The following is a 20,089-nucleotide window of genomic DNA, read 5'->3' on the forward strand; positions in this document are numbered from 1 at the left end:
GACCGCCTCCCCGGCCCCGACCGAGTCCTATCCCGCCCTCGTAGCTCAGGGGATAGAGCGTCTGCCTCCGGAGCAGAAGGCCGCAGGTTCGAATCCTGCCGAGGGCACCACAGGCCGCCTGCCAGAACACTGGTAGGCGGCCTTTTCTGTGCCGATCGCACGGGTGACTGCGTAGCCGGAGTCAGTCCAATAGGCGGTGACAGACGCTCGCGTCCGCGCCACGACCGTATGCCCGTTCGAAGTCCGCATAGTCCGGATCTATCTTGTCGTTCAGGTAGTACGGGACAAGCGCCGCCTCGACGCTGTTGCACACCCATGTCTCACCCGATCCGCTGTTTCGCAGCTGGAAGGTGATCCAGTGGTGGCCGGTCAGTGGAGCGCCCGCCGAGGCCGTGCATTCGCGACCTTTGACGGAGCCGAAGTGCGGTAAGTCGATCGTGTAGCCGCAGGTGTAGGTCGGCAGAACTTGCGCCTCTGCGGCGGGGGCCGTCACCAGACCGGCGGTAGCGGCCAGCAGGAGTATCGGCAGCCCGAGTCGGACCGTGCGGGTTGTACTCATCGCGGTTCCTGTTCGAAATAGAAATCAATACTTCTCGGCACTCATGAACAGCTGTCTCGCGCGCGGCGCGCGGTCAGATCGGGCGGCAATTGCTCGCGTCCACCCCGGCGTTGAGCACCGCCTCCGCCTCGGAAGCTCCCATTCCCGGATGGATCGGCTTGCCGAGGTGCGGGAATGCGCCACCACACTCCCATTTCTCACCGGTGACGCTGTTCTCCATCCTGACCGGATAGAAATAGTTACCGTCCAGCGGAGCGCCCGGTGACGCGACGCACCTGCGCGCTCGCATCGAGCTGAATATCACGACGTAGTTGGTGATGGGCGTGTGCTTGCAGGTGTAGGTCGGCAGCGGGGGCTGCGCCACGGCAGTGGGAGCCGTCGCCAGACCAGCAGTAGCGGCCAGCACGAGCACGGGAAGCCCCAGGAGGGCCAGACGGGTTGTGATCATCAAGGCTCCTACGCGAGAACGAAATCACTGTCCCGCGACCCTCACCGAACGGCCTAAAGGAATCCTTAACGACTGGTAAGCACGGACGGCCGACCGGGCGCGGCTTCCGCGCGGACCCTTCCGGCCGGAGTGTCCAGACCTGCCCACTCGGGGATCGGCTACCTCAATCGACCGCAGAGTGCCGTCGCACTGATCGCGACGTCGCCGCGCTGCGGGATCTACCGCAAGTCGAGGGGCCCTTCGGCGAAGTTGCGGCAGTCCTATGCTCGGTCGAACCCGCCACGGACCACGCCGGTGGTGAAAGCGTCCCACTCGCCGGGCGTGAAAATCAACGCCGGACCGGTCGGGTTCTTCGAGTCACGGACGCCGACCGCGCCTCCGGCCAGGTGTGCGACCTCGACACAGTCGGCTCCACCACCGCTGTGGCTCGATTTGAACCACCGGGCGCCGGTTAGGTCAACGGTCACGGTCGAACTCCCTTGCTATCTCTCGCAGTAGGTCTCTGCTCAGGCGGCTGTCCAAGCTCGACTGTTGGAGAACGGCGAACGCCTGGCGGAACCGCAGCACATCTGTCCGTCCTTCAAGGTACGTGCTACCGGTGTAGCTCTCGCAGTAGATGACTGGCGGCTCAGTGAACCGGCCTCGGACGTCGGGCGCGAAGTCCAGAATGGTGAAGGGCGGAAGAGGCATCCCTACGGGAATTCCGGCATGAAAGGGCAGTATTCGAAGTTCGATGTTGGCGAGAGTGCCGACGTCGGCAAGATGCCGCAGTTGCGGACTCATCACATTCCGGTCGCCGACGATAGTTCGCAATACCGCCTCCTGGAGCACGAACAGCGCCTTCGTCGGCCGGCGCGAACGAGTGAGGATGTGTTGGCGTTGGACCCGAAGTTGCACACGCCGCTCCAGTTCCTCATCGCTGTCCTCGGCAAAGTATCGCCGGTCGATGGCGCGCGCGTAATCGGGTGTTTGCAGCAGGCCTGGTATCAGCAAAGGCTGGAATATAGCCAATTCCTCTGCGGCAGCCTCCAACCCGACATACAGGTTGAACCACGCCGGAATCAAGTCTCCGTATGCGTGCCACCACGACTTCGCCGGAGTCTGCTCGGCCAGCCCTCTGGCGACAGCTGTGTTCTCCTCACTCAATCCATAGATCTCGCACAGCCCTGAAACGTCACGGACCCTGACCTTTTCGGTCAATCCGCGCTCCAGGCGGCTCAGGGTCGATTTGTTCCACTCCATGAGGGACGCGGCCCGTTCCAGGGTGAAACCCGATCCCTCCCGAGCCTCTTTCAGATACCTGCCGAGCTGTCGGCGGGGCAGTGTGCTGCCCGTTTCCTCCGCGCGGTCGTCTGCCATGCACGTCTCCCCTGCCGTTGCATTCCGCGATCTCTGTTTGTTGCGGTCCGCGCCGATCGTAGGCGGCGTCACACAACCCGAGCTGGTGATTTGCGCGAGTTTGCCCACGTAATGTGTTGCGCTGCCGCGAGACCGACGCCCGGCCCATCCTTTGCCGCATGCCACCGGACATCCGACTCAGCAGAACTCAGGCCGACGTGCTGGCGGCGCTCGAGCCGGGCGGAATCCTGTCCGTCGATGCGCTGGCGAAGACGGTGAACCTGACCGGACGGCAGGTGCGCCGCACGTTGCCGCCGCTCGAGTCGGCGGGGCTGATCGTGCACGCCGGACTGGTCAGCCGTCCCGGATACCAGATCACCGCCGGCGGCAGGCGGGCGCTCTCCGCCCACGGCGGGATCGACACCACGCGAGCGAGGCTGGATGTTGCGCCGCACGACATCTGGTGACCACACCGTCCTCTGGCAGATCGTCCGAGGGGCACGGATCGCGATCGAATCACTGATCGACCACGCGGCAACGACCCCGGCCTACCGGATGAGAATGGACGGCTCGATCGTCGATATCCCGAACGGCCACCCCGGCGTGATCTTCTTCGGCGAGGGCGGCCACCGCCCCGACCTCGCCCAGGTCCGCGAGTGGTTCCCCGAACGCTTTCACCTCTGGGACGCGGTCAAATCCGACTACTGGAACGCCGTAGCCCCGCGTCGATAACGCGAGTGGCACACCACGGAGAGGTCTACTCGACGTTTGCCGCGGCCGTGTGCCACTCGCCGACTCACCCGATGGGCGGCGGGTGGATGGATAGGCCGACGAGGTGCCTACGATGGCACCGTGTGACGGCTGTCCGGATGGCGGCGTGGGGACTATCCGATGTCGGGGCATCTGCCTATTCGGAGGAGCGTGAACAGTATTGGCTGACACTGGGTTCCGGCGCGGGTGGGCGCTGCGCTGGACCGTGGCGGGGGTTTCGGTGGCGGTCGCTGTGGTCGGAATCGTCTTGCTGATCGAGATCACCGGAAGTCGGCCGCCGTTCGATCCGGACGCGGTGCCGGGCAGTCAAGTGGTCTGGGTGACGGCGCCCGCGGGGGCCGATCGGGGGACGTTGGAATTGTGGCAGCGGAAGCGGTTTCGGCGGTGGGAGCGGACTTTGGCGGTGCCCGCCTGGGTGGGCAAGGCGGGTATTTCGCGGGAGGCGAGGGAAGGGGCTGCGTTTACGCCGGAGGGCACGTTCGCGTTGACCGAGGGCTTCGGCCGGTTACCTCACGCGGGCGCGAAGCTTCCCTACCTGTCGGTGGACCCGTCGAATACCTGGTGGTGGGTGTCCGACACGGAGAGCCCGCTGTACAACCAGAAATATCGATGCGCCGAGAGTGAGTGCCCGTTCGACACCACCCTCAGCGAGAATCTCGGGCGCACCGACCCGCAGTACAACTACGCGCTGGTCATCGACTACAACCGCTTTCCGGTCGTGCCGAAGCGCGGCTCGGCTTTCTTCGTTCACGTCGAGGCCGGCAGGCCGACCGCCGGTTGCGTCGCGGTCGGCGACGACGTGATGCGCACGTTGCTGGCCACCCTCGAGCCCGCGAGGAAGCCGGTGATCGGCATGTACGCGATCTGAATCGCCCGGCAGCGCCCAACCCGGCGGCGGGTCCCGGTCTCGGCCGAACGCGACGACGCTCGCACTCGCGCTGGACGATCACCCGAGCGGTTGCCGAACCGCACGCGGATGGCCGACAGCCGCGGCACGGCACGCGAACGAGGTGTTCTCGAATGCCGCCGTCATACGGAAGAAGGGCCCCGAAAGCCGGGGCCCTTCTCGAATGGATGGGTGTCGCCTGCGATCAGCGGGTCACGGCAAGGGCTCGGTGGGCTTGGCGGCGGACGTGAGGACGCCGGCGTCGGTGAGGTAGGTGAAGGCGGGGGCGGTCAGGCCGGGCTGGAGGAAGTAGAAGTGAGCTTTGGTGACGGTGCCGTTCTCGGTGGCGTCACAAAGGGCGTGCAGGGCGGTGGGGTCGACGGTGAGGGCGGTGAGCTTGCCCGCCTCGTAGTCCATCTCCACCCACTTCGCGTGGATGGCGGCGCTCATGACGCTGCCGGTGAAGCTCTCCCGGTCGGAAGCGGCGCTGAGGCTCAGTTCGAGGCCGTCGTCGAGGTCGGTCGGAGTGTGCTGCCAGCGGCCGAACTCCCACCAGCGCACGAAGCTGACAGGGCCGTCGACGCCGCCGGGCAGCTTCGCCGTCGGCTCCACCGAGCGCACCCAGGCGGGCGCCGCGGCAAGCGGATCGTAGGAGGTCCCGGCGACCTCGTTGTCCTCGTCCCGCCCGAATAGCAGCGCGCGGTCGCCGGGGTATCTGACCAGCGAGTACCAATTGCCCTCGCCGTCGTCGCTGATCAGCCGGCCGCCTTCCACGCCGGCCGTCTGCCCGATCTCCTGTCCGCTCGCTACCCGATCGGTGCGGGTGGCGGCGGTGATCACGTCCAAGACGGTCACGCGCGCCCACAGCACCTCGGGATGCGGCAACTGAAATCCCATGCCGGGCAACGTATCACCGGCCCCCTACCGCGACAACCGATCGGCAACCGGCCGGACAACCCGCTCGACGGGGGGTACACACCCCGGCAAACCGGAACGGATGGGGCGCTCACAGGGGTCTCACAAAATGCGCGAAGAGAAGGCAAATACACAGCTATGACGCCGGGCCTGGCACTGACGGACATCTCCGACAGGTGGACTCCGATCCGGACCGCTCGGAGCACCGGACATACGCACGAATGAAACCGAGTTCGACACGGCATGCCATCCGGCGGAAGTCTCCGCTCACGCGGACTCCGATCCGGACCATCCAGCGCACGAGGGATAACGCAGCGTAAATGACACCGAGCCGGGGGCAGGATTCCATCCGGCGGATATCGCCGATCAGGTGGACTCCGGCTCGGATCGCTCGGTGCGCCGGGGACGCAGCGCGTAGGCCGGGATCAGCTGGTCGCGCACGTGCAGGTCCGGGCGGCCGTCGGCGAACTGGATGCTGTAGGTCACCCGCCCCATCCAGTCTCCGTCGACGGTGGGAAACCAGTGGGTCAAGGTGCCGGGGCGCTCGCCGCGCATGACGACACCGGCGCCGTTCACATGCCGCGGGGTCCCTGGGTCGCGAACCAGAATCGCATCCAGCCGCACCCAAACCGGCCGCGGCGGGTAGGTCAGTGTCCGGTAGTAGTGGCCGGTCCTGTTCGGATAGACCAGCTCCGGTTCCGTGCCTTCGGTTCGCGGCGTTTCATCGCTTATCGAACCCATGTTCGAATGTTAGCCGGACATATGCGGCAAGCACCAGGCAACCCGGTCTCGAATCGGACGCCATGACGTCGGCCACACAGCGATGGCCGCAACTGTCGCCCGTGATCTAATATGATCGTTCTAGAACAATCACTTTAGAAGGAGTGGGAGATGTCCATGAAAAGCGAGGTCGTCAAGGGTTTCTACACCGCGACGCAGACGGGTGACGGACCGGCGATCCTGGCCCTGCTGCATCCGAAGTTCGAAGTGCGCACCGCACCGGGCATGCCATGCGGCGCGGGCGGCGCCTTTCACGGGCCACGAGCGGCCATGGCGCGAATCTGGGGTGCGGTGGCCCGGGACTTCGACACGGCACCGTACGACGAGACCTGGCAGGAGACCACGGACGGGACCGTCGTGGTGACAGGTCACTATCGCGGCGCGGCCCGCGCCACCGGCCGCGAGTACGAGGCCGAGTTCGTGCACCTGTGGCAGGTCGACGACGAAGGCCACATCACGCGACTGCACCAGTACACCGACACCGCGCGCTGGCACGCCGCATTGGCCGTCTGACGCTGCCGGAAACCGTTTGCCACAAGTCCCCCACCACCGCACGCCGACCTCTACCAGGACGACGCACATCCGGCGCAGGACTGGACGGATAGGCGCTGGGCCGAACCTCTCGCACTGGCTCGGGTCGTTACCGGCTGCGACGCAAGGCGCCGTTGTCTCAGCCGCCCGGAAACCATCGTCCCGTCCTCGATGCCCCCGCTCGTCGAAGCCGACCCTTGCCACAACCGGAAACCCTCGTCCCCGTCCTCGATACCCCGCTCGTCGAAGCCGACCCTTGCCACACGCCGGATGACCCGCCGACTTCGGCACGAGCCGCTGACGCGTCGGCCACCTCGATGTCGGCGGTCAGGCCGGGGGTGAGGTCGTCGTGGGCCTACACCAGTCGTCCGCGGGCAGCCTGCCAAGCGTTCGGCGGAGAAGGCGCCGGTGAGCACGCCGCGAGGTCCGACCCGTTTGGTTTCCGCTACCCCGGGCACGCCTTGGCGTAAAGATCCAGGTACCCGGGGGCAGACCGGAGGACGAGATGGCTTATCCGCCGGGCGGGCAACCGCCGGATGATCGACCGCCCCACCCGCAACAGCCGCCGCCTGGCTATCCACCACCCGAACCCGGACAGCCACCCACCGGCCCCGGCTATCCGCCACCCGGACCCGGACAGCCACCCACCGGCCCGGGCTATCCGCCACCTGGCTCCCCGACCTGGGGGTATCCGCCGCCGCCCCAGAAGAAGAGCCACACCGGCTTGATCGTCGGCTTGGTGGCGATAGTCGCGCTGGTGATCGCGGGCGCGGTGATCGCAGGAGTGTTCCTGACCTCACAAGGCAGAGGTCCGCTCGCCTCGGACGAGAAGCGGGTCGAACTCTCGATTCGCGACTTCTACGAGACCCTCGACACGCGCGGTTTCCGCGCGGCGGCCGAGCAGGCGTGTGCGCGCGAACGCGCCGCATTCGAGGCGATGACCGAGAGCGAGAAGAGCGAGTTCGACAGCACCTCGGTGTCGATCACCATCGATAGGATCGATGACGTCGTGGTCATCGGTGACACCGCGACCGCGAAGGTCACCGGCAAGCTCACCGTCGCGGTGCCCGGTGAGCAGCCCGACACCGAAACCAGCACGACCGAGCATCTGAAGAAAGAAGACGGCAAGTGGAAGGTCTGCTCCGCGGAGGGCACGCGCTGATCGCATGCACCCACGCATGAGTTGCTGCGGCCCGAACCGCAGAACCGTTCTCGGGGCACTCGGCCTCGCCGCACTCCTTCCCTTCACCGGTCGAACGAAAGCTCGGGCACTGCCGGATACGGCCGTCGCCACCGATCTCGAAGTGGTGACGATCACCGACACCTCGGTGATCCTCACCTGGACCACGCTCGCCCCCGACCCGGCCGGCCGGCTGCTGCCCGTCGACGCCGACACCCACGTCCGGATCGGGCCCGCCGACTCGGCGCGCGCGCCGGCGCCGGTCTTCAGCGACGACCACCCGACGCCGTTCCACTACGCCGAGATCGATGGACTCGAACCGGGGCGCGCCTACCGCTTCGAAGCCTGGTCGGCGGGCTTGCGCGCGACGCCCGCGCTATCGCTCACGACGTCCGATCCCGGCGCGCCCGAAGCGCGCGGCGAGTTCACCACCCTGGTCCCGCCGCCCGGTCGCAGGCTGCGCACCCTGGCTCTGGCCAACGATGTGCACTACGGCGAGCAGGTCAGCGGGCTGATCGTCGGCGACCTGCCGCCCGGCTTCCGGCAGGGCCCCGGCCTGGCGCCCTATCCCGAGACGATGCTGACCGCGGTGCTGGACGACCTGCGCCGTCCCGACCGCGGAGCCGAACTGCTGCTGCTCGCGGGCGACCTGACCGCCGAAGCCTCCGAGCACGACACCCGCACGGTGCGGGCCCGCCTCGATGCGTGGGGGACCCTCGGCCGCGACTACTTGGCGGTGCGCGGCAACCACGACCGGCCGCACGTAGGCGGCGAGTACGCCGGTTGCCCACCCGCGCCCGCCGACCACCGCGACTGCTGGGCCGATGTGTTCTCCGCACGACAGCGACTGGTCGAACACGAGGTAGGCGGTCTGCGGGTGCTCGGGTTGGATACCAGCCGACTCGACGGCGCGGGCGGGTCCATCGAGCGCCCGCAATTCGATCACCTCACCGAGCGTCTGCGCGCCGACCCGGACCGGCCGACCCTGCTGTTCGGCCACCACCCGGTCACGGCCGAGTCCGGACTGACCAACCTCGCCGGGCCGGGATTCGTGCTCGACGGACGCGACAGCGGCGAACTGCAAGCGCTCTACACCCGCTCCCCCGGTGTCTTCCTGCAGCACAGCGGCCACACCCACCGCAATCGCCGCACCAGGCCGGACGCGCCGTGCGCGGTGGAGTTCCTCGAGGTCGCCGCGGTCAAGGAGTATCCGGGCGGCTACAGCCTGCTGCGCCTCTACGAGGGCGGCTACATGGTCAACTTCTACAAAACGCGGACCGAGGAGGCGCGGCGCTGGAGCACGCTCACCCGCGGCGAGTACTTCGGACTGCTTCCGGACTACACGCTCGGCACCTGCGCCGACCGCAATCACGTTGTGCTGCGCGATTTCTCGGGGCTGCGCTAGCGGGTGTGCGAGTTCGCCACATCCGGGAACGTTTGCGCACGTCGGACGCGGTATCTTCCTTAGGTAAGCCTCAACATATGCACGAGGGACGCGGTCGGAAGGACGAGGATGAAGCCGGTCAGATGGAAGACGATTGCCGCTGGATTGGTCCTCGCGATGACGGCGCTCGGCGCCACGGCGTGCTCGAATTCCTCCGACGACGCGAACGGGATCACCGTCTACAACGCGCAGCACGAGTCGCTCACCAAAGAATGGGCCGACGCGTTCACCAAGGAAACCGGCATCGAGGTGACGTTGCGCCAGGGCGGTGATACGGCGCTGGGCAACCAACTGGTCGCCGAGGGCGCGGCGTCGCCCGCCGATGTCTTCCTCACCGAGAACTCGCCCGCAATGGCGCTGGTGGAGAACGCGGGGCTGTTCGCCGACGTGAACGCCGGCACGCTGGAACAGGTGCCCGCGCAATTCCGTCCGTCCACCGGCAAATGGACCGGCGTGGCGGCCCGCGCAACGGTATTCGTCTACAACAAGAACAAGGTCCAGCCCGGACAGCTGCCCGCCTCGCTGCTCGACTTGGCGCAACCGCAGTGGAAGGGGCGCTGGGGCGCCGGCGTTTCCGGCGCCGACTTCCAGGCCATCGTCGCGGCCCTGCTCGCGCTGAAGGGTGAGGACGCCACCCGCGCGTGGCTGAAGGGCATGAAGGAGAACGCGACGCCGTTCCCGAACAACGTCGCCACCATGAAGGCGGTCAACTCCGGCAGTCCGGATGGTGGCGTCATCTACCACTACTACTGGTACCGCGACCAGGCGAATACGAAGGAGAGCAGTGGCGACACCGCCCTGCATTACTTCAAGAACCAGGACCCGGGCGCTTTCGTCAGCGTCTCCGGCGGGGGCGTGCTGAAGTCGAGCAAGAAGCAGGAGGCGGCGCAGAAGTTCCTGGCGTTCATCGTCGGCAAGGCGGGCCAAGAGGTGCTGCGCGACGGCACGTCGCTGGAATACCCGGTCGCCGCCGGTGTGGCCGCGAACCCGGCGCTGCCGCCGCTGGCCGATCTCCAGGCCCCGGCGGTCGACCCGTCGAAGCTCGATTCGAAGAAGGTCACGCAGCTGATGACCGAAGCCGGTCTGCTGTAGCCGTGGCACTCCGGCACGTCGTCGCCGCGCCCCGGATCGGCAGGCCGGGGCCGGTGGTCACGGGCGTCGCGCTGCTGCTGGTGGCGGCGACGTTCGTGCCGCTCGGGTACATCGTTTCGACGGTCTTCTCCACCGGAATCGATCAGGCGGCGGAACTGGTGTTCCGGCCGAGAGTCGGTGAGTTACTGGCCAATACGGCCGCGCTGGTGGCGTGCACCGTGCCGATCTGCGTGGCGCTCGGTGTCGGGCTGGCCTGGGTGGTCGAACGCACCGACGTGCCGGGGAAGGCGTGGTGGGGGCCGGTTTTCGCGGCTCCGCTCGCGGTACCCGCCTTCGTCAACAGTTACGCCTGGGTCAGCGTCTTCCCGACCATGCACGGCCTGTGGGCGGGTGTGGTGATCTCCACGATGTCCTACTTCCCGCTGGTCTATCTGCCCGCCGCGGCCACGCTGCGCCGCCTGGATCCGGCGGTGGAGGAGTCGGCGCGGGCGCTGGGCTCGGGACCGGTCGCGGTGTTCGCGCGCATTGTGCTACCGCAGCTGCGCTTGGCCGTTCTCGGTGGCGGGCTGCTCATCGGGCTGCATCTGCTCGCCGAGTACGGCGCCTTCGTGATGGTCCGGTTCGACACGTTCACCACGGCCATCTTCGAGCAGTACCAGTCCAGTTTCGCCGGGCCGGCAGGCAGCATGCTGGCCGGTGTGCTCGTGCTGTGCTGCCTGGCGCTGCTCGGGGCCGAGGCGGGACTGCGCGGCCGGGCGCGTTACGCGCGGATCGGCAGCGGCGCCCCGCGCGCCGCGGCCCGGATCCGGTTGGGCGCGAGCACGTTACCGGTTCTGGCCGCGCTCGTCGCGGTGACGGCGGGTGCGCTGGGCGTGCCGTTGTGGACCATCGGGCGCTGGCTGCGCATCGGCGGAACGGCGGTATGGGATGTCACCGACATCGGCAACGCGCTCGGGCAGACGGTCGGCCTCGCGGCCGTCGCCGCGCTGCTGACCACCCTGTGCGCCTTCCCGGTCGCGTGGATCGCGGTGCGTTCCACCTCGACGTTCGCGCGGCTGGTCGAGGGCGCCAACTACGTCACCAGTTCGTTGCCCGGCATCGTGATCGCGCTGGCCATGGTGACCGTGACGATCCGGTGGGCGCCCGCGCTCTACCAGACGGCGGGCATGGTGATCGCCGCCTATCTCCTGCTGTTCCTGCCCCGGGCGCTGGTCAGCGTGCGGGCCGGACTCGCCCAGGTACCGGTGGGCCTGGAGGAGGCGTCCCGTTCGCTGGGGAAATCGGCGACCGCGACATTCTTCCTGGTCACGCTGCGTCTCGCGGCCCCTGCCGCGGCGGCCGCCGCCGCACTGGTGTTCGTCGCGGTGGCGACCGAGCTGACCGCGACGCTCTTGCTGGCGCCCAACGGAACTCGCACGCTGGCGATGCGGTTCTGGGGCCTGTCCGGCGAATTGGACTACGCCGCCGCCGCGCCGTACGCCCTGATCATGATCGTCGCCGCCGTGCCCGTGACGTACCTGCTGTTCACCAACTCGCGGAAGGCGGCCGGGATATGAGTCGCGTTGTCGTCGCCGATGTGTCGAAGACCTTCGGGCACACCCGCGTTCTCGGCGGGATCACCCTCGACGTGCCGAACCGCACCGCGACCGCCGTGGTCGGGTCGTCCGGATGCGGCAAGACCACGCTGCTGCGCGTGATCGCCGGATTCGAGTCGCCGGACGCGGGTTCGGTGTCGATCGGAACGGAAACCGTCGTCGGCGAACGAGTCTCGGTCCCGCCGCAGCGCCGCAACATCGGTTACGTCGCCCAGGACGGGGCGCTGTTCCCCCATTTGACCGTCGGCCAGAACATCGCCTACGGCCTGCCCGGTTTGCGCCGCCACCACCGGCGGGTGCACGAACTGCTGGAGATGGTGTCGCTGGACGCGTCCTACGCCGACCGGCGGCCGCATCAGCTCTCCGGCGGTCAGCAGCAGCGCGTCGCCTTGGCCCGCGCACTGGCGCGCAAGCCGTCGGTGATGCTGCTGGACGAGCCGTTCAGCGCGCTGGACGCGGGGTTGCGGGCCACGACCAGGCAGGCCGTGGCCGACACACTGCGCGAGGCGGGCATGACCAGCATCCTGGTGACCCACGACCAAGAGGAAGCGCTGAGCTTCGCCGACCAGGTGGCGGTGATGCGGGCGGGGCGCTTCACCCAGGTCGGGACGCCGGAGGAGGTCTACGCCACGCCGCAGGACCTGTTCACCGCGCGGTTCCTCGGCGATTGCGTGCTGCTGGACGCGGTGGTCGAGGCCGATGTGGCCAAATGCGCGCTGGGCCGGATCCCGGTGCAGCGCAACGCCGCGAGCGGATCGGCGACGGTTATGCTGCGACCGGAACAGCTCGTCGCCCATATCGCTTCGGAGAACGAGTCGGAGAGCGGCCGGATCAGCGCCGTCGACTTCCGTGGCGCCGACGTCATCCTGACCATCGACCTGGACGGCGCGACCGCTCCCATCCGGGTACGCCGCGCCAGCGTCGCCGCCCCCGTCACCGGGCAGCGGGTGCGCCTCGAAGTGGTCGGCACAGCCGTGGCGTACACCGAATCGAACGACGCTGCCTGAAGCGACGCGCTACCTGGCATGCCGGGAAGATCGGGCCGTCACGGCGACGACCGCTCTCTGGTCTGCCTCGAAATGCCCGGCTCGGCGGTGGCATGCGCCGAGCCGGGCACCGAGGACTCTTGGAGCGAGCGGCGGGAATTGAACCCGCGTAAACGGCTTTGCAGACCGTTGCCTAAACCACTCAGCCACGCCCGCCTCGCCCTAGATAGTGCCCCCGGCGGGTAGGCCCGGCCTACCATTGCGCTCACGGTGATCCGAAGCCTGGTCGGATGTCCCCGTCCACCCGTGGCGGCATGGAATGATCGGAACATGTCTCGGCCACGCCCGCTTCCGAACGACCCGATCGAGGAGGCCCACCGCCAGTGGGTCGGCCACGGCTGGGCAGATGTCGCCGACGGCATGGCCGCGGTGACGTCGCTGGTTCGGGCTCAGCAAATCGTGATGGCGCGAGTGGACGAGGCGCTCAAGCCCACCGGATTGACCTTCTCCCGCTACGAGTTGCTGATGCTGCTCAATTTCAGCAAAACCGGTGCGCTGCCGATGGCGAAGGCCAGCGCGCGCTTGCAGGTGCACCCCACCAGCGTCACCAACACCGTGGACCGGCTGGAGGCGGCGAAGCTGGTCGAGCGCGTACCGCACCCCAGCGACCGGCGCGCTACCCTGATCGAAATCACCCACGCCGGACGGGAATTGGTAGCGAAGGCGACCGAGGAACTCAACGCGAAGGTTTTCGCGCTCCCCGGACTTCCCCCGGAACGACTGCACACTCTGCTGCAACTGCTCGCCGAATTCCGACACGCCGCGGGCGACTTCGACACCACGGAGGGAACGGCGCGCTGGTCGGCTACGGCCACAGACTGATTCGACGTACCGGTCGGTCGCATACCCCGGCCGACCGACCGGCGAGTGACATTCCGGCATCCAACCGGCGAATTGCCGGGCATGCCGTCTTGGCAGCGGGAGCGAAAAGGTCCACCATGTAAATCATGGTGCTGGTCTTGGGGGTATCGGCGGGCGCCGGCGGCGCTCACGCGATGCTGACACACTCCGATCAGCCACACCTACCCCCGATCGATCGCTGCGAAGTGCCGCGCCGGGCCGGCGGCGGTGTCGAGGAATCGGTCTTCGAGGCGATCCGCCAGATGAACGGCGCCGCCGACCGGCGTGACGAGCTGATCTCGGGCACGGCGGTGACATGCCGCTGTCCGCTGCACGCCCGCGCCATCCGCGCGGGCATGCGCGGCCGCGGCGTGACCATCGTCGACGAACCGCTCGCCCAGCTGCGCTATCTGCGCTTCACCGGGCAACTGCCCGACAGCGGCTCGGTGATCCTCTACGACCTGGGCAGCTCGGGGCTGACCATCACTCATGCCGACTGCCGCACCGACACGATCCTGTCCGGCAAGCGCAGCACGGTCCTGGGCGGCGACGGCTACGACGCGCTGCTGCGCTGGCGGCTGGCCCGCGACGGCGTGCTCACCGACACGCCGACCATCCGCCGCCACCGCGAGGAACTCAGCGAAGCCAGGGTGGTCACCGCGATCGATGACAGCACCGGCGAGCGGGCCGTCCTCACGCGCAGCGACCTGGCCGAACTGTGCGCGGCGGGCATCCATCACTCGGTGTCGTTCGTGCGGCAGATGATCGACGAGACCGGTATGCGGCCGGAAGCCATAGTGCTGCTCGGCGGCTGCACCCGCAGTCCGAGCATTCGCGCCGAGCTGGCCGAACTGATCGACCTGCCGATCGTCTACGACCCGGAGCCCGACCTGGTCTCCGCGCGCGGCGCCGTGTTGCTGGCCGCCGAACGAAGGGGCGGTGACGTGCGGATGGCACGGTTGCGCGCCGGAGCCACCCTCGTCCCGGCCACCGTCGACCGGCGCAAACTGATCGCGGCGGCCGCGGTCACCGTCGCCCTCGGCGCCACCATCGCCGGACTGCTCGCCGCGGAGAAGGACGCGCCGACGCCGGAGGGCGACAAGGTGCCCACGCCGGCACAAATCGTCGCGCCCACCTCGGGGCCCTTCGGATAACCGGCGAGGAAACCGCCCGGGCGAGTGGATCGGCCGGGCGGGTCGCAGGTCAGCGGTTGGTGAACTTCGCCGGACGCTTCTCGACGAAGGCGCTCATGCCTTCCTTCTGATCCTCGATCGCGAACAGCGAGTGGAACACCCGGCGTTCGAAGCGCAGGCCCTCGGCGAGCGTCGTCTCGAACGAGCGGTTCACCGCTTCCTTGGCGATCATGGCGACCGGCAGCGACATCGACGCGATGGTCTCGGCGACCTCGGCGGCGGTGTCGAGCAGTTCCGCGGCGGGCACGATGCGCGAGACCAGCCCAGCCCGCTCGGCCTCCTCGGCGTCCATGTTGCGGCCGGTGAGCACCAGATCCATGGCCTTGGCCTTGCCGATCGCACGGGTCAGGCGCTGCGAGCCGCCGATGCCGGGGATGACGCCCAGCTTGATCTCCGGCTGCCCGAACTTCGCGGTGTCGGCCGCGAGCAGGACGTCGCAGATCATGGCCAGTTCACAGCCGCCGCCCAGCGCGTAGCCCGCCACCGCGGCGATGGTGGGCTTGCGGAACTGCGCCAGCCGGTCCCAGCGGGCGAAGTAGTCGTCCATGAACATGTCCATGTACGACTTGGGCTGCATCTCCTTGATGTCGGCGCCCGCCGCGAAGGCCCGCTCCGACCCGGTGATCACGATGGCACCGATCTCGTCGTCGTGCTCGAGTTCGTCGAGCGCGGCGATGACGTCGTCGAGGACTCGAGCGTTCAGCGCGTTCAGCGCCTTCGGGCGGTTCAGCGTGATCCAGCCGACCCGGCCCTTGCGTTCCAGCAGAATCGTCTCGAAGTCACGTCCACCCGTCACCTGGTCGCCGCCGTCCACTGAATCGCTCTGCGATGCGTTCATTCTTCGGCACCCTCTTCGTCGGAACGGTTACGGATATCGGTGACGATAGCCGAGAAGTCCCGTCCGGCATCCGTCTGGTTGAAGCGGTCGTAGATCGCGGCGGCCAGCAACCCGAGCTGCCCGTCGATGTTGTTCTCGCGCAACGCGTTCGCGGCGAGTCCCAGGTCCTTCGACATGAGCGCCGTGGCGAAGCCCGGCTGGTAGTCGTTGTTGGCCGGGCTGGTCGGCACCGGGCCGGGCACCGGGCAGTAGCTGGTCAGCGCCCAGCTCTGGCCGGAGGCGGTGGAGACCACGTCGAAGAACGACTGATGGCTCAGGCCCAGCTTCTCGCCCAGCACCAGCGACTCCGACAGCGCGATCATCGACACGCCCAGCAGCATGTTGTTGCAGATCTTCGCCGCCTGTCCGACGCCGGAGCCGCCGCAGTGCACGACCTTGCCGCCCATCACCTCGAGCGCAGGAAGCGCGGCGGCGAAATCCTCGGCGGCGCCGCCGACCATGAAGGTCAGTGTGCCCGCAGCCGCGCCCGCGACACCGCCGGAAACCGGAGCGTCCAGTGCGCGGTGCCCGGCGGCGGCGGCGCGTTCGGCCGCGGTCTTGGCGTCGGCCACGTCGATGGTGGAGCAGTCGATGAAAAGCGTGCCCGGCGCCGCGGCCGCCAGCAGCTCCGCGTACACGTCGAGGACGAGTTTGCCGTTGGGCAGCATGGTGATCACGGTGTCGGCCGCGGCGGCCTCGGTAGCCGTGCCGACCGCGATCGCGCCGTCGCGCTCGGCCTGTTCGCGCGCCGCGGGCACCGGGTCGAAGGCGAGCACCTCGTAGCCCGCGCGCACCAGGTTGGCCGCCATCGGCGCACCCATGTGGCCGAGGCCGAGGAAACCGATTCGCTTGCTCATCACGCCACCTCCGGGGTCAGCAGACCCAGCTCTCGATCGCCCAACTCGGCGAAGTATGCGTCCACCTGCGCGTCCGTGACCGCCTCGAGCGTCGCGGGCGACCACCGCGGGTTGCGATCCTTGTCGATCACCTGCGCGCGAATGCCCTCGACCAGGTCATGCGACGACAACGACGCGATGGACACCCGGTACTCCTCGTTCAGCACCGCCTCCAGGCTCGGCGCGGTGCGGGCCGCGCGCAGCGAACGCAGCGTGACCTTCAGCGCGACCGGGGATTTCGCCAGGATCTCGGTGGCCGCAGTCTGCGCTTCGGGTGCGTCGTGCGCCTGCAACCGCGCGACGATCTCCTCCACGGAGTCGGCTGCGTAGCAGTCGTCGATCCAGCCCTGCGCGGCGGCCAGCGCGGATTCCGGCGCGTCCGTGGCGAACTTGGCGATCGCGATGTCGGCGCTCTCCGTGCGCAACGTCTCCAGCAGCGCGGGCAGATGCTCGGAGGCGACGAAATAGTCGGCGAAGCCGGCGGCGACGGCGTCACCGGCGCTCATGCGCGCGGTGGTCAACCCGACGTGCGTGCCGAGCTCACCCGGGGTGCGCGCGAGCAGATAGGTACCGCCGACGTCCGGGACGAAGCCGATGCCCACCTCGGGCATGCCGATCTTGGACCGTTCGGTGACGATGCGGTGGCTGCCGTGACCGGAAAGCCCGACGCCGCCGCCCATCACGATGCCGTCCATGATCACCACGTACGGCTTCGGATAGCCGCCGATCAGCGCGTTGAGGATGTACTCGTCGCGCCAGAACCGGCCTGTCGCCGAATCGGCGGTGGTGGCACCGCTTTTCGCGTCGGCGTGGATGGCGACGATGTCACCGCCCGCGCACAGGCCGCGCTCTCCCGCGCCGGTGACGACGACGGTGCGCACCGCGTCGTCCTCGGCCCACGTACGCAGAGCGTCGGTGATCGCCAGGGCCATCGAGTGGTTCAGCGCGTTGATGGCCTTCGGCCGGTTCAGCGTGATCAGGCCGAGCCCGTCGCGCTGGTCTAGAAGAACCTCGGGTTCACTCATGCTCTGACCACTCATGCCGCTCCTACCAGTGAGCGGGCGACGACCACCCGCATGATTTCGTTGGTGCCCTCGAGGATCTGGTGCACCCGCAGATCCCGGACGATCTTCTCCACGCCGTACTCGGTCAGGTAGCCGTAGCCGCCGTGCAGTTGCAGGGCCTTGTTGGCCACCTCGAAGCCGGCGTCGGTGGCGAAGCGTTTCGCCATCGCGCACAGCTCCACCTTGTCCGGCGCGTCGGCGTCCAGCGCCGCGGCGGCCCGCCACAGCAGCGTGCGAGCGGCCTCCAATTCGATGCGCATATCGGCGAGTTCGAACTGCAGCGCCTGATTGCGCAACAGCGGCTTGCCGAAGGCGTGCCGCTCGGCCAGATACGGCACCGTCTTGTCCAGCGCCGCCTGCGCCCCGCCCACCGAGCACGCGGCGATATTGAGCCTGCCGCCGTTGAGCCCGTTCATCGCGATGCGGAAGCCGTCACCCTCCGAGCCGAGCCGATTGGCCACCGGGACCCTGGCATCGGAGAAGATCACCTGCCGGGTCGGTTGCGCGTTCCAGCCCATCTTCTTCTCGTTCACGCCGAAGGAGACGCCGGGGGTGTCGGCGGGCACGATGAACGCCGAGATCCCGCGCGCACCGTCGTCTCCGGTCCGGGCCATGACGACGTAGACGTCGGTGGCCCCCGCGCCGGAGATGAACTGCTTGGCTCCGTTGAAGACGTAGTCGTCACCGTCGCGAACGGCCCTGGTGCTCAACGCCGCAGCGTCGGAGCCGACCGCGGGCTCGGTGAGCGCGTAGCTGGCGAGCAGTTCCATCGCGGTGAGCCGGGGCAGCCAGCGGTTGCGCTGGTCGTCGTCGCCGTAACGGTCGATCATCCACGTCGCCATGTTGTGGATGGAGATGTAGGCGGCGATGGCCGGGCAGCCGGTGGCCAGTTGCTCGAATATGCGCACGGCGTCGAGCCTGCGCAAGCCCGAACCCCCCACGTCCTCGCGCACGTAGATGCCGCCGAGGCCGAGCGGGCCGGCCTTGTGCAGTACGTCCACCGGGAAATGCTTCTGCTCGTCCCATTCCAGCGCGTTCGGGGCGAGGAATTCGTCGGCGAAGCCGCGCGCCGTGTCGCGGATCGCCTTCTCGTCGTCGTCGAGGATGAACATCGCGTCAGTCCATCGTCGGGATCACGAACGCGTTGCTCTCCTTGAGCCCGGCGGGCCAGCGCTGCGTCACGGTCTTGGTCTTGGTGTAGAAGCGGATCGAATCCGGCCCGTGCTGGTTCAGGTCGCCGAATCCGGAACGCTTCCAGCCGCCGAAGGTGTAGTACGCGATCGGCACCGGGATCGGCACGTTGATGCCGACCATGCCGACCTGCACGCGCGCGGCGAAATCGCGGGCGGTGTCGCCGTCGCGGGTGAAGATCGCGACGCCGTTGCCGTACTCGTGCTCGTTGGCCAGCCGCAGTCCCTCCTCGTAGTCCTTGGCGCGGACCACGGTGAGCACCGGACCGAAGATCTCCTCACGGTAGATCCGCATCTCGGGGGTCACCTTGTCGAACAGCGTCGCGCCGACGAAGTAGCCGTCCTCGGCGCCCTCCACGACCAGACCGCGTCCGTCCACCACCAGCTCGGCCCCCTCATCGATGCCGATCTGGACGTAGTTGTCCACGCGGTTGACGCCGTCCTGGCCGACCAGCGGCCCGTAATCGGCGCCCGGGTCGTCGGAACGGCCGACGTTGAGCTTGTGCACGCGCTCGGTCAGCTTGGCCACCAGGCGGTCGGCGGTCTCCTCGCCGACCGGGACAGCCACCGAAATGGCCATGCAGCGCTCGCCCGCGGACCCGTAGCCCGCGCCGATCAACTGGTCGGCGACATCGTCGAGATCGGCGTCCGGCATGACGATGGCGTGATTCTTCGCGCCGCCGAAGCACTGGGCACGCTTGCCGTTCGCGGTCGCGGTCTCGTAGATGTACTGCGCGATGGGGGTGGAGCCGACGAAGCCGACGGCCTTGACGCGCGGATCGTGCAGCAGCGTGTCGACGGCTTCCTTGTCACCGTTGACCACGTTGAACACACCGGCGGGCAAACCGGCCTCGAGGAACAGCTCGGCCAGCCGCAGCGGCACCGAGGGGTCGCGCTCGGAGGGCTTGAGCACGAACGCGTTGCCGGTGGCCAGCGCGGGACCGGCCTTCCACAGCGGGATCATGGCCGGGAAGTTGAACGGGGTGATGCCCGCGACGACGCCGAGCGGCTGGCGCATCGAGTACACGTCGATGCCGGTGCCGGCGCTCTCGGAGTATTCACCCTTGAGCAGGTGCGGAATGCCGACGGCGAACTCGATGACCTCCAAGCCGCGCTGGATGTCACCCTTGGCGTCGGCGATGGTCTTGCCGTGCTCGGAGGACAGCAGCGCCGCCAGGGAATCCATCTCGTCCTGCACCAGGGTCAGGAACTTCATCAGCACGCGCGCCCGCTTCTGCGGGTTCAACGCGGCCCATTGCGGCTGCGCGGCCTCGGCGTTCGCGATAACCGCCTCGACCTCGGATTTGCTCGCCAGCGGCACCCGCGCCTGCACTCGGCCGAAGTTGGGATCGAAGACGTCGCCGAACTTGCCGGAAGCGCCCGGCACATGCTGTCCGCCGATGAAGTGGGTGAGTTCGCGAACCATGCCAGTCCTGTTCTCGTA

The 20,089-nt window shown here is 68.1% G+C and carries 22 protein-coding genes and 2 tRNA genes; 12 read left to right on the top strand and 12 right to left on the bottom strand.

Features of this window, described 5'->3' with window-relative positions; all coding sequences use genetic code 11:
- Window positions 1-34: 34 nt before the first annotated feature.
- Window positions 35-110 (top strand) — tRNA-Arg (locus ACFU5M_RS12540).
- Window positions 111-181: 71 nt separating this feature from the next.
- On the opposite strand, the gene ACFU5M_RS12545 is transcribed toward ACFU5M_RS12540, so the two are convergent.
- The 4 genes from ACFU5M_RS12545 to ACFU5M_RS12560 all read right to left on the bottom strand — a co-directional run bounded on the left by ACFU5M_RS12545 (window position 182) and on the right by ACFU5M_RS12560 (window position 2,366).
- On the bottom strand, window positions 182-559 hold the full coding sequence (locus ACFU5M_RS12545; protein WP_379048243.1) for a hypothetical protein: 378 nt from the start codon (window positions 557-559) through the stop codon (window positions 182-184).
- A gap of 73 nt (window positions 560-632) precedes the next feature.
- A complete protein-coding gene (locus ACFU5M_RS12550) occupies window positions 633-1,007 on the bottom strand; it encodes a hypothetical protein (RefSeq protein ID WP_379048245.1) in 375 nt (124 codons plus the stop codon).
- 260 nt (window positions 1,008-1,267) lie between these two features.
- Window positions 1,268-1,474, bottom strand: coding sequence for a DUF397 domain-containing protein (locus ACFU5M_RS12555; RefSeq protein WP_379048247.1), 207 nt, complete (start codon window positions 1,472-1,474; stop codon window positions 1,268-1,270).
- Window positions 1,464-2,366 carry a helix-turn-helix domain-containing protein gene (locus ACFU5M_RS12560; RefSeq protein ID WP_379048249.1) on the bottom strand — a complete coding sequence of 301 codons (903 nt, stop codon included), beginning with the start codon at window positions 2,364-2,366 and terminating at the stop codon, window positions 1,464-1,466. The genes ACFU5M_RS12555 and ACFU5M_RS12560 overlap by 11 nt, the downstream gene beginning before the upstream one ends.
- Window positions 2,367-2,524: 158 nt before the next feature.
- Between ACFU5M_RS12560 and ACFU5M_RS12565 the strand changes: the two genes are divergently transcribed.
- The 3 genes from ACFU5M_RS12565 to ACFU5M_RS12575 all read left to right on the top strand — a co-directional run bounded on the left by ACFU5M_RS12565 (window position 2,525) and on the right by ACFU5M_RS12575 (window position 3,984).
- Complete coding sequence (locus tag ACFU5M_RS12565) at window positions 2,525-2,812, top strand: hypothetical protein (protein WP_379048251.1); 288 nt, start codon at window positions 2,525-2,527, stop codon at window positions 2,810-2,812.
- Complete coding sequence (locus tag ACFU5M_RS12570; protein WP_379048253.1) at window positions 2,787-3,077, top strand: hypothetical protein; 291 nt, start codon at window positions 2,787-2,789, stop codon at window positions 3,075-3,077. The genes ACFU5M_RS12565 and ACFU5M_RS12570 overlap by 26 nt, the downstream gene beginning before the upstream one ends.
- Before the next feature lie 199 nt (window positions 3,078-3,276).
- Window positions 3,277-3,984, top strand: coding sequence for a L,D-transpeptidase (locus ACFU5M_RS12575; RefSeq protein ID WP_379048255.1), 708 nt, complete (start codon window positions 3,277-3,279; stop codon window positions 3,982-3,984).
- Between the two features lie 231 nt (window positions 3,985-4,215).
- Here the strand turns inward: ACFU5M_RS12575 and ACFU5M_RS12580 are convergent, their stop codons facing one another.
- Entirely contained in the window at window positions 4,216-4,899 is a 684-nt protein-coding gene (locus tag ACFU5M_RS12580; RefSeq protein ID WP_379048257.1) for a hypothetical protein, read from the bottom strand.
- Window positions 4,900-5,283: 384 nt separating this feature from the next.
- Window positions 5,284-5,658: a hypothetical protein gene (locus tag ACFU5M_RS12585; protein WP_379048259.1), complete on the bottom strand. Its 375-nt coding sequence runs from the start codon at window positions 5,656-5,658 to the stop codon at window positions 5,284-5,286.
- A gap of 150 nt (window positions 5,659-5,808) precedes the next feature.
- Between ACFU5M_RS12585 and ACFU5M_RS12590 the strand changes: the two genes are divergently transcribed.
- From ACFU5M_RS12590 to ACFU5M_RS12615, 6 genes are all read left to right on the top strand, one after another.
- Complete coding sequence (locus ACFU5M_RS12590) at window positions 5,809-6,210, top strand: nuclear transport factor 2 family protein (RefSeq protein WP_379048261.1); 402 nt, start codon at window positions 5,809-5,811, stop codon at window positions 6,208-6,210.
- A gap of 523 nt (window positions 6,211-6,733) precedes the next feature.
- Window positions 6,734-7,390: a hypothetical protein gene (locus ACFU5M_RS12595; protein WP_379048263.1), complete on the top strand. Its 657-nt coding sequence runs from the start codon at window positions 6,734-6,736 to the stop codon at window positions 7,388-7,390.
- Between the two features lie 16 nt (window positions 7,391-7,406).
- Complete coding sequence (locus tag ACFU5M_RS12600; RefSeq protein ID WP_379048265.1) at window positions 7,407-8,813, top strand: metallophosphoesterase; 1,407 nt, start codon at window positions 7,407-7,409, stop codon at window positions 8,811-8,813.
- A 108-nt stretch (window positions 8,814-8,921) separates the two neighbouring features.
- On the top strand, window positions 8,922-9,944 hold the full coding sequence (locus ACFU5M_RS12605; protein ID WP_379048267.1) for an iron ABC transporter substrate-binding protein: 1,023 nt from the start codon (window positions 8,922-8,924) through the stop codon (window positions 9,942-9,944).
- A gap of 2 nt (window positions 9,945-9,946) precedes the next feature.
- On the top strand, window positions 9,947-11,500 hold the full coding sequence (locus tag ACFU5M_RS12610) for an ABC transporter permease (RefSeq protein ID WP_379048269.1): 1,554 nt from the start codon (window positions 9,947-9,949) through the stop codon (window positions 11,498-11,500).
- Entirely contained in the window at window positions 11,497-12,546 is a 1,050-nt protein-coding gene (locus ACFU5M_RS12615) for an ABC transporter ATP-binding protein (protein WP_379048271.1), read from the top strand. Before ACFU5M_RS12610 ends, ACFU5M_RS12615 begins: the two co-directional genes overlap by 4 nt.
- Window positions 12,547-12,666: 120 nt before the next feature.
- Here ACFU5M_RS12615 and ACFU5M_RS12620 read toward each other — a convergent pair.
- Window positions 12,667-12,741: transfer RNA gene (locus ACFU5M_RS12620), tRNA-Cys, on the bottom strand.
- 114 nt (window positions 12,742-12,855) lie between these two features.
- Between ACFU5M_RS12620 and ACFU5M_RS12625 the strand changes: the two genes are divergently transcribed.
- Both ACFU5M_RS12625 and ACFU5M_RS12630 read left to right on the top strand, forming a co-directional pair.
- On the top strand, window positions 12,856-13,407 hold the full coding sequence (locus ACFU5M_RS12625) for a MarR family winged helix-turn-helix transcriptional regulator (protein ID WP_379048273.1): 552 nt from the start codon (window positions 12,856-12,858) through the stop codon (window positions 13,405-13,407).
- Between the two features lie 125 nt (window positions 13,408-13,532).
- Window positions 13,533-14,579 carry an Hsp70 family protein gene (locus tag ACFU5M_RS12630; RefSeq protein ID WP_379048275.1) on the top strand — a complete coding sequence of 349 codons (1,047 nt, stop codon included), beginning with the start codon at window positions 13,533-13,535 and terminating at the stop codon, window positions 14,577-14,579.
- A 49-nt stretch (window positions 14,580-14,628) separates the two neighbouring features.
- Here the strand turns inward: ACFU5M_RS12630 and ACFU5M_RS12635 are convergent, their stop codons facing one another.
- From ACFU5M_RS12635 to ACFU5M_RS12655, 5 genes are read right to left on the bottom strand one after another with little or no spacing between them, the layout of a single operon-like run.
- Window positions 14,629-15,456: an enoyl-CoA hydratase gene (locus tag ACFU5M_RS12635; RefSeq protein WP_379048277.1), complete on the bottom strand. Its 828-nt coding sequence runs from the start codon at window positions 15,454-15,456 to the stop codon at window positions 14,629-14,631.
- Complete coding sequence (gene mmsB, locus ACFU5M_RS12640; protein ID WP_379048279.1) at window positions 15,453-16,352, bottom strand: 3-hydroxyisobutyrate dehydrogenase; 900 nt, start codon at window positions 16,350-16,352, stop codon at window positions 15,453-15,455. The genes ACFU5M_RS12635 and mmsB overlap by 4 nt, the downstream gene beginning before the upstream one ends.
- The gene (locus tag ACFU5M_RS12645; RefSeq protein ID WP_379048281.1) at window positions 16,352-17,431 is read right to left on the bottom strand and encodes an enoyl-CoA hydratase/isomerase family protein; all 1,080 of its coding nucleotides are present in this window, start codon (window positions 17,429-17,431) and stop codon (window positions 16,352-16,354) included. Before ACFU5M_RS12645 ends, mmsB begins: the two co-directional genes overlap by 1 nt.
- Window positions 17,428-18,567 (bottom strand): acyl-CoA dehydrogenase family protein, encoded by a 1,140-nt coding sequence (locus ACFU5M_RS12650; RefSeq protein WP_379048283.1) that lies wholly within the window; start codon window positions 18,565-18,567, stop codon window positions 17,428-17,430. Before ACFU5M_RS12650 ends, ACFU5M_RS12645 begins: the two co-directional genes overlap by 4 nt.
- A gap of 4 nt (window positions 18,568-18,571) precedes the next feature.
- Window positions 18,572-20,071, bottom strand: coding sequence for a CoA-acylating methylmalonate-semialdehyde dehydrogenase (locus ACFU5M_RS12655; protein ID WP_379048285.1), 1,500 nt, complete (start codon window positions 20,069-20,071; stop codon window positions 18,572-18,574).
- Window positions 20,072-20,089: the final 18 nt, after the last annotated feature.

It is taken from the genome of Nocardia sp. NPDC057455, assembly GCF_042802775.1.
Lineage (GTDB): Bacteria > Actinomycetota > Actinomycetes > Mycobacteriales > Mycobacteriaceae > Nocardia.

Excerpts from the sequence above, each read along its gene's own strand:
- ACFU5M_RS12560 (WP_379048249.1), bottom strand. The coding sequence starts at position 2,366 with ATGGCAGACGACCGCGCGGAGGAAACGGGCAGCACACTGCCCCGCCGA.
- ACFU5M_RS12615 (WP_379048271.1), top strand. The coding sequence starts at position 11,497 with ATGAGTCGCGTTGTCGTCGCCGATGTGTCGAAGACCTTCGGGCACACC.
- ACFU5M_RS12545 (WP_379048243.1), bottom strand. The coding sequence starts at position 559 with ATGAGTACAACCCGCACGGTCCGACTCGGGCTGCCGATACTCCTGCTG.
- ACFU5M_RS12630 (WP_379048275.1), top strand. The coding sequence starts at position 13,533 with ATGGTGCTGGTCTTGGGGGTATCGGCGGGCGCCGGCGGCGCTCACGCG.
- ACFU5M_RS12570 (WP_379048253.1), top strand. The coding sequence starts at position 2,787 with ATGTTGCGCCGCACGACATCTGGTGACCACACCGTCCTCTGGCAGATC.
- ACFU5M_RS12605 (WP_379048267.1), top strand. The coding sequence starts at position 8,922 with ATGAAGCCGGTCAGATGGAAGACGATTGCCGCTGGATTGGTCCTCGCG.
- ACFU5M_RS12655 (WP_379048285.1), bottom strand. The coding sequence starts at position 20,071 with ATGGTTCGCGAACTCACCCACTTCATCGGCGGACAGCATGTGCCGGGC.
- ACFU5M_RS12550 (WP_379048245.1), bottom strand. The coding sequence starts at position 1,007 with ATGATCACAACCCGTCTGGCCCTCCTGGGGCTTCCCGTGCTCGTGCTG.
- ACFU5M_RS12585 (WP_379048259.1), bottom strand. The coding sequence starts at position 5,658 with ATGGGTTCGATAAGCGATGAAACGCCGCGAACCGAAGGCACGGAACCG.
- ACFU5M_RS12565 (WP_379048251.1), top strand. The coding sequence starts at position 2,525 with ATGCCACCGGACATCCGACTCAGCAGAACTCAGGCCGACGTGCTGGCG.
- ACFU5M_RS12580 (WP_379048257.1), bottom strand. The coding sequence starts at position 4,899 with ATGGGATTTCAGTTGCCGCATCCCGAGGTGCTGTGGGCGCGCGTGACC.
- ACFU5M_RS12635 (WP_379048277.1), bottom strand. The coding sequence starts at position 15,456 with ATGAACGCATCGCAGAGCGATTCAGTGGACGGCGGCGACCAGGTGACG.
- ACFU5M_RS12590 (WP_379048261.1), top strand. The coding sequence starts at position 5,809 with ATGTCCATGAAAAGCGAGGTCGTCAAGGGTTTCTACACCGCGACGCAG.
- ACFU5M_RS12595 (WP_379048263.1), top strand. The coding sequence starts at position 6,734 with ATGGCTTATCCGCCGGGCGGGCAACCGCCGGATGATCGACCGCCCCAC.
- ACFU5M_RS12600 (WP_379048265.1), top strand. The coding sequence starts at position 7,407 with ATGAGTTGCTGCGGCCCGAACCGCAGAACCGTTCTCGGGGCACTCGGC.
- mmsB (WP_379048279.1), bottom strand. The coding sequence starts at position 16,352 with ATGAGCAAGCGAATCGGTTTCCTCGGCCTCGGCCACATGGGTGCGCCG.
- ACFU5M_RS12645 (WP_379048281.1), bottom strand. The coding sequence starts at position 17,431 with ATGAGTGGTCAGAGCATGAGTGAACCCGAGGTTCTTCTAGACCAGCGC.
- ACFU5M_RS12650 (WP_379048283.1), bottom strand. The coding sequence starts at position 18,567 with ATGTTCATCCTCGACGACGACGAGAAGGCGATCCGCGACACGGCGCGC.
- ACFU5M_RS12625 (WP_379048273.1), top strand. The coding sequence starts at position 12,856 with ATGTCTCGGCCACGCCCGCTTCCGAACGACCCGATCGAGGAGGCCCAC.